Origin of the sequence: Paenibacillus litoralis (assembly GCF_046244365.1) — a bacterium.
GTDB lineage: Bacteria > Bacillota > Bacilli > Paenibacillales > NBRC-103111 > Paenibacillus_V.
On the sequence record NZ_CP176395.1, the window covers coordinates 5,045,731 to 5,059,397 of the forward strand.

At 46.3% G+C, this 13,667-nt stretch carries 13 protein-coding genes and 2 pseudogenes; 5 read left to right on the forward strand and 10 right to left on the reverse strand.

All coding sequences use genetic code 11. The annotated features are described in order from the left end of the window. Positions 1-57: 57 nt before the first annotated feature. A complete protein-coding gene (locus tag ACKGJP_RS21185; protein WP_409340791.1) occupies positions 58-645 on the reverse strand; it encodes a WHG domain-containing protein in 588 nt (195 codons plus the stop codon). A 3-nt stretch (positions 646-648) separates the two neighbouring features. After that, positions 649-1,380, reverse strand: coding sequence for an MBL fold metallo-hydrolase (locus ACKGJP_RS21190; RefSeq protein ID WP_409340792.1), 732 nt, complete (start codon positions 1,378-1,380; stop codon positions 649-651). Between the two features lie 789 nt (positions 1,381-2,169). Between ACKGJP_RS21190 and ACKGJP_RS21195 the strand changes: the two genes are divergently transcribed. Next, on the forward strand, positions 2,170-2,292 hold the full coding sequence (locus ACKGJP_RS21195) for a hypothetical protein (RefSeq protein WP_409340793.1): 123 nt from the start codon (positions 2,170-2,172) through the stop codon (positions 2,290-2,292). A 211-nt stretch (positions 2,293-2,503) separates the two neighbouring features. Here the strand turns inward: ACKGJP_RS21195 and ACKGJP_RS21200 are convergent, their stop codons facing one another. The 7 genes and pseudogenes from ACKGJP_RS21200 to ACKGJP_RS21230 form a co-directional block, all read right to left on the reverse strand. After that, on the reverse strand, positions 2,504-2,980 hold the full coding sequence (locus ACKGJP_RS21200) for a UPF0158 family protein (protein WP_409340794.1): 477 nt from the start codon (positions 2,978-2,980) through the stop codon (positions 2,504-2,506). 128 nt (positions 2,981-3,108) lie between these two features. Further along, complete coding sequence (locus ACKGJP_RS21205) at positions 3,109-3,432, reverse strand: hypothetical protein (RefSeq protein ID WP_409340795.1); 324 nt, start codon at positions 3,430-3,432, stop codon at positions 3,109-3,111. A gap of 201 nt (positions 3,433-3,633) precedes the next feature. Next, complete coding sequence (locus ACKGJP_RS21210) at positions 3,634-4,482, reverse strand: GNAT family N-acetyltransferase (protein WP_409340796.1); 849 nt, start codon at positions 4,480-4,482, stop codon at positions 3,634-3,636. A 163-nt stretch (positions 4,483-4,645) separates the two neighbouring features. Next, the gene (locus ACKGJP_RS21215; protein ID WP_409340797.1) at positions 4,646-5,149 is read right to left on the reverse strand and encodes a GrpB family protein; all 504 of its coding nucleotides are present in this window, start codon (positions 5,147-5,149) and stop codon (positions 4,646-4,648) included. A gap of 107 nt (positions 5,150-5,256) precedes the next feature. Beyond that, positions 5,257-5,544, reverse strand: coding sequence for a hypothetical protein (locus ACKGJP_RS21220; RefSeq protein ID WP_409340798.1), 288 nt, complete (start codon positions 5,542-5,544; stop codon positions 5,257-5,259). 389 nt (positions 5,545-5,933) lie between these two features. Continuing rightward, positions 5,934-7,243 (reverse strand): annotated as a pseudogene (locus tag ACKGJP_RS21225) (IS110 family transposase). Between the two features lie 121 nt (positions 7,244-7,364). Beyond that, positions 7,365-7,742, reverse strand: a complete 378-nt coding sequence (locus tag ACKGJP_RS21230; RefSeq protein ID WP_409340799.1) for a winged helix-turn-helix transcriptional regulator — start codon at positions 7,740-7,742, stop codon at positions 7,365-7,367. Between the two features lie 128 nt (positions 7,743-7,870). Between ACKGJP_RS21230 and ACKGJP_RS21235 the strand changes: the two genes are divergently transcribed. Next, positions 7,871-8,914 (forward strand): zinc-binding alcohol dehydrogenase family protein, encoded by a 1,044-nt coding sequence (locus tag ACKGJP_RS21235; protein ID WP_409340800.1) that lies wholly within the window; start codon positions 7,871-7,873, stop codon positions 8,912-8,914. 602 nt (positions 8,915-9,516) lie between these two features. Here ACKGJP_RS21235 and ACKGJP_RS21240 read toward each other — a convergent pair. Further along, positions 9,517-9,931, reverse strand: a pseudogene (locus ACKGJP_RS21240) (transposase); the annotation flags it as partial. Here ACKGJP_RS21240 and ACKGJP_RS21245 point away from each other — a divergent pair. The 3 genes from ACKGJP_RS21245 (at position 9,876) to ACKGJP_RS21255 (ending at position 13,403) form a co-directional block, all read left to right on the forward strand. Then, positions 9,876-10,301, forward strand: a complete 426-nt coding sequence (locus tag ACKGJP_RS21245) for a hypothetical protein (protein WP_409340801.1) — start codon at positions 9,876-9,878, stop codon at positions 10,299-10,301. The pseudogene ACKGJP_RS21240 and the gene ACKGJP_RS21245 overlap by 56 nt on opposite strands. Continuing rightward, positions 10,302-10,478 carry a helix-turn-helix domain-containing protein gene (locus ACKGJP_RS21250; protein WP_409340802.1) on the forward strand — a complete coding sequence of 59 codons (177 nt, stop codon included), beginning with the start codon at positions 10,302-10,304 and terminating at the stop codon, positions 10,476-10,478. A gap of 258 nt (positions 10,479-10,736) precedes the next feature. Continuing rightward, positions 10,737-13,403, forward strand: coding sequence for a hypothetical protein (locus ACKGJP_RS21255; RefSeq protein WP_409340803.1), 2,667 nt, complete (start codon positions 10,737-10,739; stop codon positions 13,401-13,403). Positions 13,404-13,667 lie beyond the last annotated feature (264 nt).

Consider the following 13,667-nt stretch of genomic DNA (forward strand, 5'->3'; position numbering starts at 1 on the left):
CTATCGTAAACAACAAAAGAAACACGATGAAACTCATCTCCGTCATCTCCTTCGCCATCACCGGCGGGTATCGGGGGCAGCAGTCATTGCACGCATTCCTGCAAGAAACGTATCGATTAACATTTGCAGCGTCACATCCAAGCTCAAGGGCAGTCCGAAGCCCCCCTTTTGCTCCAGCGAAGCAAAACCGTGCAGCACGCTCCGTAAGCCTCTAACGGCATGAAGCGCGGCATCGTCCATCAAATCGTATTCCTGCAGCACGCGCAGGACGATCTCGACAGACTCCGTGCCGATTTGCACATACTCCGGATCCGCGGCGTCCGGAGGCAGCAGCGTCGATTCATACAAGCCCGGATGGGAACGCGCGAAGGCGATATAGGCATTCGCAAAGGCGCGAACCGCATCGTCGCCGGACTTCCCGACCGCTGCGCGCGTCAATTCCCCGTTCAATTTCGTCAGACCGTAAATGGCCAGCTTGTTTCGCAGTCCCGGCAATCCGTTTACATGATTGTATAGAGACGGTGAACGTACGCTCAGCTTTTGCGCCAAAGATGCGAGCGTTACCTCAGAGATTCCTTTCGTATCGGCAATCTCCGCTGCAGCCTGCACGATCGTCGGCAAATCAAGACCGATTCTTGGCGACATGGTTCATAGCTCCTTTGCGATGTTGGTTTTGACTAGCTTACGTTCCGCTTCCTTGACGGCACGGTCCATCTTGGCCCCCGGCTGCTTCAGCATCCGTCCGTGACCGACGGCTAGCAGCGTCGGACGAAGATCTCTCAGCTTGCGGGCGCTTTCGAGCGCGATATCCTTGCTCCAGGTAGCCATTGCGGGGAAAGGGAACCATGGGCGAAATTGTCCCGATACCGCCATCCCGCCCCGAGTTTGAAAGGCATCGCCCGCGATCATGGCGCCGTTACGGGTATCGAGAAAAGCCATCGAACCCGGCGTGTGGCCCGGCGCTGCTATGGCGAGCAGCGAGCCGATGCGATCGCCGTCATGCAGCAATACTTCCGCGCGCGTTTGCACCTTTTTGGGTACGTCGCCGCGTATCGGCGTTTCCGGTTCGTTCGGGTCGAGCGACGTATCGCCGCTCAGCAGACGAGCGTCGCGCTCCGATATGTGTACGGTGGCATTCGGCAGCGTTTGCTTAAGTCCATCGAGCGCGCCGACATGGTCGCCATGCGCGTGGGTCAGCACGATACGCGTAATCGGTTTCCCGATTTTCTCAGCCGCCCGCAAAATACCTTTGACGCTATACGGGAGTGCGGCATCGATCAGCGTCAAGCCGTCCTCCTCCTCGACGATATAACAGTTAACCGGAAAGAACCGGGGCATAAACGTCAATTGGTAAACCGTACTCTCCACTATCGTTCTCATGTTACCCTCTCCCATTCATTATCGCTGTTAGCATTAAAACTAATATCATTAGTTTTATTATAACTAATACCATTAGTTTTGCAACATGTTTTTTGGAATGCTTGTCCCTTACCCTTTGCTCCTCTTCAGTACAACGACAAGAAAATCCCCCTCCAATCAGTCCGACTCATGGGCACGGTGGTATCACCCATCGTTGTTACACCTGGTCGTTCGGAAAATATCTTCGTTGAAGATTTGAGAACCATTACAATCGAAAGTCTTACAGGAGTACTACCTGAAGCAAGCGCTACAGGTAGTTTAGTATTAGATTTACACTATTGCGTAACATGCTAATTAAGTTGCAAATGTATTTAGGCATAGATTAACATAGGTATCATAACGAGTATATTCAAACGAATAGAGATGGACATTGCCGCCGGTTTTCTACCTTTATCTTTTGGCTTCAGCATAAACTTCAAACATGCACATCTGGGATTCGCCTTCTTTTTGCGAAACCGTTCTCTTCGGAGTCAAAAGGCAAGGTCGAACGTCTAAACGGCGTTGTGCAAGGATTCCTGAGCGGGGTGCAGCTTGAGAAGCCGCAAACGCTGGGTCAGTTCAACATGTGGTTTCAGGCTTGGCTCTAAATATGCCACTAGAATAGCCGCATTCCGCCCTGGAAGAGAAGAAGCCGGAACCGGCTTTTCGGAGTGACACGAAAACGCTGCGGTTCGCCCCGCCTGAACTTCTCGCAAATGCGTTTCTCCACTGCGAGGATCGGAGGGTGAACAAAGCCGGCTGCATCGCTTCATGGGCAAAAAATACAAGGTCGGCATCCTGTTCATCGGTCGAACCGTTCAGGTGGTCTATGCCCCTTCGGACATTACAGAAGTGACGATCGAATACGAGGGCCATACGTGCCATCTTAACTAAGAAAGAAGCTCTTCGCTTAGTCTGAATTAGCAACCCTTAGCCATTGGGGGAAACCTTCCCATATAATGCGGGACGGTTATTTGTTGTCCCCTTTTATGAGTATACCATCCTTCATTTCGTTCATTAATGATTAAATATTGACGGCCTATTAGCTGGTATAGCATAACCAGCGTATATTTATACACCCATAGCGTAAGATTTGGGCTCGTTCTTATTCCTGGATTTCAATATCGTGGTCTTTACACCAATCAATAACTAATTCTTTAATCTTACTTTCTTTGAAATTGTACCAATTTTTAACGATACCATGCTCTAATATTCCATCTTTAAATCTTCGATATGCTCCTCTTCCTTGAATGGCATCATAAAGGTCTTTACGAATGTTTTGATCTTCTAGAGTCCCAATAAACTCCTCCATGATTTCATATTCGTTATAGTCATTTCTAAATGTGAAATCAACGTAAATCCCATTTTCATCCTCAATAACGCTTATGGCTTTTTCAATATTCTCCCTTTGCCATTCGGGAAATTTATCAAGTGGCTTATCATCTTCAGCAGCTCCAATTTCTTCTCTTGTTAGTGTAAAAACTTCCCCTGATTTAGTGTTTATAAATGTAAATGTATCATCAATTTGGATTTCAATTTCTCCGATTAGATCGTTCAACTTTACTGGTTTGTTATTCTTCATTTGCCTTATGCCCCTTTCGATACATACATCTTAGCCAAAAAAATAAACAAAGCTACCTTATCGGCAACTTCGAACATGCATTGATTAAATGAATTCAATTTCATGGCCATCGAACTATCGTTCTCCGTTTAGCTTAACAAGATAGCTCTTAATTTCGTATGAATTTCGTTACCGATTTTACTTGAAAAGATTTCAATAAAGCTTATTTTGCCCTCACATACTTCGATTGTTCCTATTCCCTCAAAAGCAAAACCTTCAAGTTTCTTCTCATTATCTATATATTGTGTAAGGTAAAAAGAACCACAATCAGGTTCTCCACACTCACACATCTCTTTGATTCTAAGGTCATCAACTTGAATTGCTAATTCAAGCCGAGAATTACTAATAAAAAACTCTTTAATTCTATGTGCTAAAGAAGGTAAAACTTTAGTCAGTAACGGATTGTTTTCCATTTCTCACTAATCCTTTTCAAGTCTTTTTACAGCAATTTTATCACTTGGTTGTATTACAGTATACTGCCCGTTAGGTGAGAACAAGGCTGCTGATCATGCCGGCAGCCTCGTGGTGTAGTTTATTGAACAAGCGTACCGAGGGAGTTCAACTACAACTCGTTCGTACACCATTGTGTGTAGAGACAAGGGAATACAGCAAAATCACAGCGTTTTCCGCATGAATTCCATAATATATTTTTCTTTAAAACCAAGGCTGTCATACAGATTTCTGGCATAGTTCCCGACAACACACCAAAGGTCAACTTCCGCACTGCCGCGTTGATAGATTTCGTTGCATAAATACATAACAAACTTTCTTCCGATCCCAAGCCCCTGAAAGTCTGTACGGACGGAAATACTGTTGATTTCATTTCCAGAAAGGTGGCTATAAGCGACGATTTCCCCATTTACTTCGTAGACATAGCGGGTTTCCGCATCTTCTTTCCATTCTCTTCGCTCTTTTTCACTGGGCTTGGCAATCACAGAATCGGGAAAGCACCCTACCCGGACACGCATTTCATGAAAAGCTGTAGCGTACAACGCATGACTGGCAAGATAATCATCGTCCTTATACTGCCTCACCGGAAGCTCCTCCAGTAGAAAGGGGTCTCCGGTTAGCTGCATTAAAGCCGACGAAAAGTATTTGTCATAACCGAGCTTGTGCGCAAACGCAAGAGATGATTGATGACCAGCACGAAAGGAACTCCTTACTTTTTGGGTTCCGCCCGCCCGCAATTTGGTTTCAGCATATTTTACCGTTGCCGCACCAATTCCATGCCTGCGAAACTGTGGAGCAACAAACACCGTTAAATAGGACTGAGATGCAGGCTCGTTCACTTGAGCCAATGCAACAAGCTTATTCTCAATATACGCGGTAATAAACAATTCTGGATTTTCAGCAAGCACCCGAAGGATGTCTTCACTCGCGTCGACGTCTAAGCTTAATAATTCTCTTGTGACATTATAATCTTTTCCGCTGAAGTGTTCGTATCGGATACCTGCGATGTTCATCAGTCTTCGATCCCTCCTTTTTTGAATTATTTCTGTTATTTATGTTTCAAATAGGCATACCTCTATCAGATAACAATTTACACTTTAATCTTGGTTTATAGGTGGTAATTTTTGATTATAAGTATTCTGCCCGTTCACCCGTTAGCTGAACGGTATCTTGCTTTTATTTCCACCCGGTACGTGTAAGTATTCCTTCTACAAAATCGGTTTTTGCATTGGTATAAGCCTTGCGGTCATTGTGAAATTGTTGTGCCAGCTTTAACTTTATTTTACCGTACTCTTCAGCTTCTTGAGCATGGCTTCTCAAATAATCACGGAACATGATATGGCGTTTATATTCAGCGTTATCGACCGTACAAACGTAAAGATGATGCCAAGGTACTCCGCTAGGAGGAACGAAAGCTTCACGACCTTCAATTCCAAAATCACCTTCATGTACGTAACCCAGGGCAGCTAGCTTTTCAATAGCTATCTGAACATCGTCACGTGTAGCCACCACAACGTCCATATCAACAATTGGCTTGGCGGGTAACCCTGGAACGGACGTACTCCCGACATGATCTATTGTCAAAACAATATCGCTTATGGATGGAGCCACAAAATCCCGTAGTGCTTCAAACATCTTAACCCATTTAGGGTCGTATTCTACAACCGTCACACTTCTCATGGTAATCCTCCTAAACAGTACTGCGTATTCCTGCTCGTCTAACTGAGCGAGGCTGCCGAATTTTCTACACGGCAGCCTCGTAGAAGTTTATTGAGCAAACGTGCCCGTTAGTTCAGTGGCTTTGATGCATAGAACAACTCATTTTCACACTCTAAATACCTTAATGTTCGCTCAATATCGTCTACAACATAACTCCGTACAATTATCATATGTTTGAAGAACAATCCTGGGGGGTTGATATTCTTATGTGAAAGATTATTTTTTAGCCTGTCAGGTGTGTATAAGATACTCCACCGCTTGCTTCCATCTTCAAAAGTCATGATAACCTCGACCCAATTCCATTCATCTGAAGGACCCAGTGGATCATCATCGAAACGCCAGTTCAATAATTTCATGAAATCCTCCAAAAAATATACTATCGTACCCGTCCCTCAGTATTAAGGATTTATCTCACATAAACTCAATCATTCGCAGGATTTCATCACTTTGGAATACAGTGGTAGTAAGGATATTAAGTTGTTGCGACCGCAAGGTGCCCTTTCGAGGCATGCGGGAATAGAAGAAACATCTGGAACATTTCCCCATTTAAATATCTACTGCACGCATACTCCACAATTCCCTGGAGATTGACCATCCCAAGGCTCTACGGGTCGATGCCCTTACATTCCTTCGTTACACCTTTCCAAGGTGTGGAGACCGATAGCGTTTAGCGGATGGGTCTGTGCCCTTTTCGGGTACGAACTCGGTCCTCCGTGCTTTCTTTTTTCAAAATCCTGCGAATGAATCAATTTACGTTACTTCGAAAATGGCAGGCAGCCTGAATGTATGTGAGGACCGTTTTTTCAGGTGTAAACGATTCATCGTGCTGTACCATTCCGACTAAGATTCGCGCCAGTTTTCCAAGCAGTTTGAATATGTATTGCTGTTTACTCATACGTTTAGCTTGTACATTATTTTCATGCAATTGCCGAAAGACAGGGTTTGTTCCCACTAATGTAAGGGTAGCCAGATACATATATTTTCGCAGTGTGGAATCTCCTCGTTTGGAAAGTACGATCTGGCCCTTGCGCTTTCCCGACATGCTCTCTGCCAGGTTTAAACCAGCTTTCCATAGCAACTGACGCCCGTGAACATACTGTTTCAAATCGCCCGTACCAGCCAGAATTGCTGCGATATAGATCGTCCCTAGACCTTTAACGGAGCGAAGCTGGCTAGTAATTGGAATCTCGCCGAGTAAAGTTGCAATTTCTTGCTCAATCTGATCCAATATACCAGCAATGCGCTCGTACTCTTCTAATAAGCGTTGTAGATCCTGTCTGGCTTCACTGAGTGCTACAGACTCTCCCACGCTTTGTGCCGCTTTAGAGAGTAGTTCAGCTGCCTTCAGAATGCCCGTTGACCGCCAGCTCGTTTCATATATTTTCTCCAACCTGTAATAACCTCTGCCGTAGATTGGCCTTTTAGATCAAACGGGGATGGGAACTCTTTGAGTGTCGCTATGGATCGCGGACAGGTCCAATCTTTAAATACCGAGGCATACTCAGGGAAGCGAATATCCAACCAGCGAACAATCCGATTCTGCATCCGAACACTATTTGTGACCCAAAATTCCCTATCGCTCATTATCGTGCGTAACCGTTGAAAATGAGTTGCTTGTCGGATGTATTCATAATAGTAGCCGCGGCTGACAACATCTGCAATAACAAGAGCATCTTTTGGGTCACTCTTGGAAGGACAATTATCTCGGTTCTCTTTGTTTCGTTTCGTTGTTGCAGGGTTGACTAAAACAACATTTACGCCTTTCTCAACAAGCCAGTTGGCCAAACTATACCAGTAATACCCCGTCGGCTCCATGCCAATTAGGATGTTTTTTAGCCGGTGTTTTTGTTGCAAGGCATCTATCCAGCGCTGCAATTTTTCAAATCCTTGGAGAGTGTTTTTGAACGAAAGATGCTGACTAGTGAGGACGATTCCACGATAATTCGTAGCTTGAGCTACGTGAGTTTCCTTTGCCATATCGATACCCACAACAAGATGGGAAGTGGTAATTCGTTCAATACGTTGATTTTGTCCGTCTGATTGCTTAAACTTCATAATAAGAGCGCCTCCTTGATGGTGTTGGGTATTTACCCGTCGACAAACCCATCATACCGAGGCGCTCCTTTTTTGACAAAGCCCATTTCTTAGCCTATACAGGAATGTTTAGCGTAATGATTTAACTATCCTCCACTTGTATCGTGCGATTTTCATCAAGCCGCACTTTATAAGACTCCCCCCATGCTTTCATAGACATAATCACCGGTTCCACAGTCCTTCCGAAATCAGTAAGGGAGTATTCCACTCTTGGCGGAACCTCTTTATATATTTCTCGATGAATGATGCCGTCCCGTTCAAGCTCTCTTAACTGCAATGTGAGCATAAACTGCGTAATTCCTGGATTGAGGCGCCTGAATTCATTGAATCTTTTCGTTCCGTCCAGGAGCTGATAGAGAATGATCCCCTTCCACTTTCCTCCTATAACATCCAGCGTTGTTTCAACCGGACATGCTTGCATATCTGGACGCATTCCATATTTGTTTCTTCGGTCTCCCATCAGCTTATCCTCCCAAAGGTTTGATTTTTAATACTATACCATAAAAATATGCGTACTTACTTAAAGTAATCTAACTGATATACAATGCTACATGTACAACATTTGCTATTTGAGAGGATGGGATACCTATGAATACTCGCCAAAAGATGAAAGCAATCGGTGCTTACCGATACCTCCCAATATCTGATCCGGAAAGCCTTATTGATCTGTATTTGGATAAACCGGAACCTACAGGCCGCGATTTGCTTGTAAATGTAAAAGCTATCTCTGTCAACCCTGCAGACGTAGGCGTTCGCGAAAAACATAACTACCAAGCCGAATCACCGAAAATTCTTGGTTGGGATGCTGCTGGAATCGTAGAACAAGTCGGTCCTGACTGTCAATTGTTTAAACCAGGGGACAAGATCTATTATGCGGGCAGTGTGGCTCGACCAGGCACTAATAGCGAATTTCACTTGGTTGATGAACGAATTGTAGGAAAAATGCCAAGAAGTTTGGATTTCGCCGCCTCCGCCGCATTGCCGCTTACCTCGATAACGGCATGGGAGGGCCTATTTGATCGTTTAGGAATTAGCCTAAACACAAATGAAAACAAAAGTATACTTATTATCGGCGCAGCTGGAGGAGTAGGATCGATTGCCGTTCAACTTGCCAAATTAGCAGGTTTGACAGTCATCGGTACTGCTTCGCGTCCGGAGTCAACTCAATGGGTCAAGAGATTAGGTGCAGATTTTATCATAAACCACAACAACCCTTTCCAACCTCAGCTCAAGGAATTTGGTATAGATACTGTAGATTATATTTTCTGCTTGAATGATACTGTACAACATCTAGCGAATATGTCGGAGGCCATTACCCCCCAAGGTAAAATTTGCTGTATCGTTCCTACAGATAAGGCTACCTGGGCAGGAAGCTTGAAAATGGACTTGCTGTTTTCTAAAAGTGTAACGTTTGTATGGGAGTTCATGTTTACACGGCCATTGTTTCATACCGAGGACATGATAAAACAACACGAATTGCTGAATGACCTGGCAGACTTAATCGATGATAGAAAATTAAAAACTACACTAAACGAACGACTAGAACCCATTAATGCAGCAAACCTGCGTTTAGCACATGAGAAGTTGGAAAATGGACGGTCTATTGGTAAAATTGTTTTAGAAAACTTCTGATACCTACGAAGAAGGCACGTTTGGTTCCAAAAAGCGGTATACGTATAGACAAGACTAAGGCCCTTGCCATTTTGGGGCCTTTTTGTGTACAACGGTATGGTGCAGGCGAGAGAAAATCCTCCCAAACTTTATAAAAAACGTTGCCGTTACTGTGATACGGTTTACCGCACATGATCTTAAACTATCCTCCCTCTATGGAGAATCGCTTTACTCTTAGATACTCATGTTTTCTTAGAATTTGACCTTGTTGCATCGTTAAAAGACAACTTATTCATGGAATCAAATTGAAACTGAAGAATATTGTGGGACTGCGGAAAGCGCAAAAACATCCTCACCTTGTCCACTTCTCTGTAAAAAGTGGTTACTCCGGTAAAGTATGGTTGCACTTATGGATCTCCACACTTTCTCATGGTGGTCAACCCTCCCATGTCTCACAGAGTCTACGCTCCCACATTCCTTCATTCAACCTGTCCATGAGGTGGAGGTCAGATATGCTGCCCGACAGGATCTTCGTCCGTATGAATAGTGCTGTTCCGACTCATCCGTGCTTTCGTTGTCTGTTGTTTGTTACGACTTCAATTTCTAAGAAGATGCTACTGCATTTAAGCTGCTAATGGTGCTTCTATATATCGAGGGATATCCTGCATCATTTTTTCTTCGCTGAATTCATGGCCTTTTTTCATGATGCCAAACATAATCCGAATGAGCTTGTTACACGGCGCAATGAGCGATTGCATTTTTTTCAGTGGAGTATCCGGCCGCCTGGTGTAATACTCGTGCAAAGCTTTAAACGCTCCATTCTTCGCTACGAGTGGCATCATCACACGGAAAAGCAAGGCACGAAGTCGCTTCCTGCCCCTCTTCGTAATCTTGGTCTGCCCTTTGTGTTTACCTGATGTGTTTTCTTTTAGATTCAGCCCTGCGAGCTTAATGATCTGCTTGGGATGACGGTACTGGCGGAATGTCGCCAACTTCAGCGAGGAAGCCAGCTATTGTATCCCGGCCACCCCCTTTAATTAAAGCGTCGGCAGGTCAATATGTCGATTTTGCGAAAGAGATCGTCGCCAAGACGGTGAAAGTGCTGATCGCCATGAACCTGGACATCGGCGAAATGCTTGAGCGCCATTTTCCCTATCAGCGAATCAAGGAATGTTTTACGCCGGAGGAGTTTGCGGATTTTTGCGAGTGGTTTCTGACGGAAGCTTTGCGGATGATCCAGGACAAGAAGGAAGGCAGCGATCCGGCGATCCGGTTTGTGACGGACTACATGGAAAACCATTGCGGAGAAGACATTTCGCTGGAGATGACGGCCAAAAAAATCAACATGTCCGCGAACTATTTCTCGAAATATTTCAAGGAGAAAACCGGGATGAACTTCTCCGACTAATTGACCGAACTGCGCATCCGCAAAGCCAACGTTTTGCTGGTGGAGTCCGACCATATAATTCAGCATATCGCCGAACAAGTCGGCATCGTCAATGTCAATTCCTTCATTCGGATGTTCAAGAAGGTGACGGGAATGACGCCCGGAGAGTATAAGCGGCATCATCAGATGGGAAGATAGCTTTAATCTGAATTCGACAGCAAAATCAAAAGCTGACGTCCTGTCTTGGGACGTCAACTTTTCGTTTACCGTGTTAAACGACTTCCTGACGAACTGGCTTTAAGCCTCAACTGCGATTGTTTAATGGAATAACGGTACAGCCCGCAGCCGTACCGTCTTTTCTTTGTAACCTATTGTTCAAACAATAAACTATTTGCTATAATAAATATTATATATAATATAAAGTGTATTCAATATTAAACATACGCGGAGGTAACTATGTTGTATCCCGGCTATGCAGAAAACAAAGATGTCGAACCGCTGAGTCTCCCCCATTTTCCAACCGTTCAGCAAACGGTGGTATGGCGCAATTGGGAGCTTGTTCCGCTGGACAGATTGGCCAAGATTCTCAAAACGACGGAAGAAAATGTGCTTACGCTTGCGCGGGATATGGGTCTTCGCGTTCCTCCCCGCATCGACGAACAATGGCTGATCCGCGGGTATATTACGATCATACGTACCAATTGGCATATTCTGCCCTACAATCAGCTGCTGGAGCTGCTCGGTTGGAGTCCCGACATGCTTGCTTATGCGCTCAAAGAGGACGATTTTCTTTGGGTCAAATTGGGCAATGTAAAGCCTGCGGTCGAGCCGGTCGCTTACATACCGCTTACACGGGAAGAGGTGCTTCGTACCCGGGAAATACGCGAGACGATCGATGCCCATTTTCCGGATAGCCGGGACGAAAGTCCGATCAAGCCTTTTGATTTCTTGAATAACTTTACATCCGATAACAAATCCGCTGAGCCGTGGACAGTTTCGGCAAATCCCGACGAAGTGCTGTTGAGCAATGAATGGACGATCGTCTATCCCGAAGGGCGGGAAAGGGTCGAAACATTTGCGCGCCGCTTTGTAGCCGAACATGAAGCGGTATGGGGAATCCGGTTATCCGTTTCGCCCGTTCCTTGCTCCGGCGCCCAAGTCGGTGCAAACACAGCCGTTCAACGCGGCATCGACGACGTCCCTCAGCGGATCCTCTCGCTATCCATTAAGCCCGATTCCGCTTTATTGTCCGAGAGCCATCGTATCCGGGTGAGCGCAGAACGCATCGATATCCAGGCCGTCGACGAAGTCGGGCTGCTAAGAGGCTTGAACTGGCTGCAAAAAAAGATGGAAGAGCGCAACGCGCCTTATCTCGAGCCTAAATCAACCGTGCGCAACACCCGCTTCGATCTGCGCTATGTGTATTCCTACTTCGCCGTATACGGAGATCCGCTGCTGGACGCCGACATCGACCCTTATCCGGAAGAGCTGCTGTCGCAGCTTTCCAAGCTGGGCGTTAACGGCGTTTGGCTGCAGGCCTTACTTTATAAGCTGGTTCCTTTCGAACGCGCGCCGGAGTTATCCGTCGATTGGGAGAAGCGCATTGAAGGCTTAAAGAGACTCGTCGACCGCGCGGCGGACTACGGAATCGGCATCTACTTATACTATAACGAGCCGCGTGCGATGCCTTTGCCATTTTTCGAGAAAGTCCCGGATTGGAAAGGACATGCCGATCTTGAGGATGCATCGCTTTGCACTTCGCATCCGGAAGTTCAAGACTATCTCAGAACGGGTACGGCGCGGTTGTTTACGGAAGTTCCGAAGCTCGCCGGCCTCTTCACGATTACCATGTCAGAAAATTTGACGAATTGCTTTTCCCGAGCCGGCGGCGGAAACACGAATTGTCCGCGCTGCGCAAGCCGATCGCCACATGAGGTCGCATCGGAGGTCAACCGGATCATTGCCGAAGCTGCGCATAGCGTGGCGCCCAACGCCAGAATCTTATGCTGGACTTGGGGATGGACGAAATGGCTCGGATGGAGCCCCGAAACGATAGATGAAGCCATCGGTTTGCTGCCCGATCGCGTAAGCGTGATGAGCAACAGCGAGGAAGGCCTGATTACGAATATCGGCGGCGTCGAAGGACATGTAGTCGACTACTCCATTTCGCAAGTGGGCCCCAGCGAGAAATCATTGCGCATTTGGAGCAAGGCAAGGCAAAGAGGTTTGTCCACTGTAGCCAAGGTGCAGTTCAATATCACCTGGGAATGCGCATCCGTTCCTTACTTGCCTACTATGGATCTGCTGGAGCGGCATTTAAACAACCTGCAAAAGTCGGGCGTAAGCGGACTAATGCTCAGTTGGACGCTCGGCGGCTACCCTTCCTTGAATTTGGAGTTCGCTTCCCAATATTACTGGGACACGGAACAATCGAGCGTCAATGGGCCCGAGCTTGTCGCCGGCAAAGTATTCGGCGCAGAAGCAGGCGCCGTCGTCAGGGAAGCTTGGAGCGCATTCAGCAGCGCATTCGGGCAGTTTCCTTTCGACGTTGGCGTTGCCTACACCGCACCGCAAAATATAGGGCCGGCCAATTTGCTGTACGACAAGCCGACAGGCATGGCCGCCACCATGGTCGGCATTCCCTACGACGATCTGAAGAGATGGCGATCCATCTATCCGGAGGAAATATTCGAGGAACAATTTCAAAAGGTTGCCGACGGCTGGAAACGGGGTATCGGTATTCTTCAGGAAGCGGAACCGCTCATCGACTGCTCGGACAGCAGGAAGAAGGCCGCATTCTTCGATTTGTTGCATGTGGTAAAGGCGGCTTACTGCCATTTTAAAACTTCGCATTTGCAAACGAAATTTGTAAGACTAAGGGATAAGCTGGATACCGCCATAGACGAACCGCAATTCCAAGCCATCAAAGCTCAGCTTTACGTCATTATCGAAGAGGAGATCGAACTGGCCAAAGAGTTGTACGATATCGTCCGGAACGATTCCCGTATCGGCTTCGAGGCGAGCAATCACTACTTCTATACGGCGCAGGATCTCATGGAAAAAGTAATCAACTGCATGCATGTGCGTCAAAGGCTCGAGGAACGCAAATTGCAGTTAGGTTAGAAGCAAAAAACCGTTCGACGATTACCGCTTACTTCTCCCCCCTGGTTTTGATTATGTCGTGGACAATGAATGAATCCTGATGCAGAACGATTGTGGAACGAATCAAGGAGCAGTTTGCCGCAGCAACTGCTCCTTGATTTATTCTGTAAACAATATGTTTTTAAAGTACAGGGGTGAGCATAAAGTCCGCCACGGCCGCCCTTACCGCATTAGCCGATTTATAACGTATCTTATCGAACGGTTTGAAATCGTTCGTGCTGACAT

What these genes read in the sequence shown, in the direction of transcription:
- ACKGJP_RS21185 (WP_409340791.1), bottom strand. Translation starts at nt 645, where the DNA reads ATGTCGCCAAGAATCGGTCTTGATTTGCCGACGATCGTGCAGGCTGCA.
- ACKGJP_RS21190 (WP_409340792.1), bottom strand. Translation starts at nt 1,380, where the DNA reads ATGAGAACGATAGTGGAGAGTACGGTTTACCAATTGACGTTTATGCCC.
- ACKGJP_RS21195 (WP_409340793.1), top strand. Translation starts at nt 2,170, where the DNA reads ATGGGCAAAAAATACAAGGTCGGCATCCTGTTCATCGGTCGAACCGTT.
- ACKGJP_RS21200 (WP_409340794.1), bottom strand. Translation starts at nt 2,980, where the DNA reads ATGAAGAATAACAAACCAGTAAAGTTGAACGATCTAATCGGAGAAATT.
- ACKGJP_RS21205 (WP_409340795.1), bottom strand. Translation starts at nt 3,432, where the DNA reads ATGGAAAACAATCCGTTACTGACTAAAGTTTTACCTTCTTTAGCACAT.
- ACKGJP_RS21210 (WP_409340796.1), bottom strand. Translation starts at nt 4,482, where the DNA reads ATGAACATCGCAGGTATCCGATACGAACACTTCAGCGGAAAAGATTAT.
- ACKGJP_RS21215 (WP_409340797.1), bottom strand. Translation starts at nt 5,149, where the DNA reads ATGAGAAGTGTGACGGTTGTAGAATACGACCCTAAATGGGTTAAGATG.
- ACKGJP_RS21220 (WP_409340798.1), bottom strand. Translation starts at nt 5,544, where the DNA reads ATGAAATTATTGAACTGGCGTTTCGATGATGATCCACTGGGTCCTTCA.
- ACKGJP_RS21230 (WP_409340799.1), bottom strand. Translation starts at nt 7,742, where the DNA reads ATGGGAGACCGAAGAAACAAATATGGAATGCGTCCAGATATGCAAGCA.
- ACKGJP_RS21235 (WP_409340800.1), top strand. Translation starts at nt 7,871, where the DNA reads ATGAATACTCGCCAAAAGATGAAAGCAATCGGTGCTTACCGATACCTC.
- ACKGJP_RS21245 (WP_409340801.1), top strand. Translation starts at nt 9,876, where the DNA reads ATGTCGCCAACTTCAGCGAGGAAGCCAGCTATTGTATCCCGGCCACCC.
- ACKGJP_RS21255 (WP_409340803.1), top strand. Translation starts at nt 10,737, where the DNA reads ATGTTGTATCCCGGCTATGCAGAAAACAAAGATGTCGAACCGCTGAGT.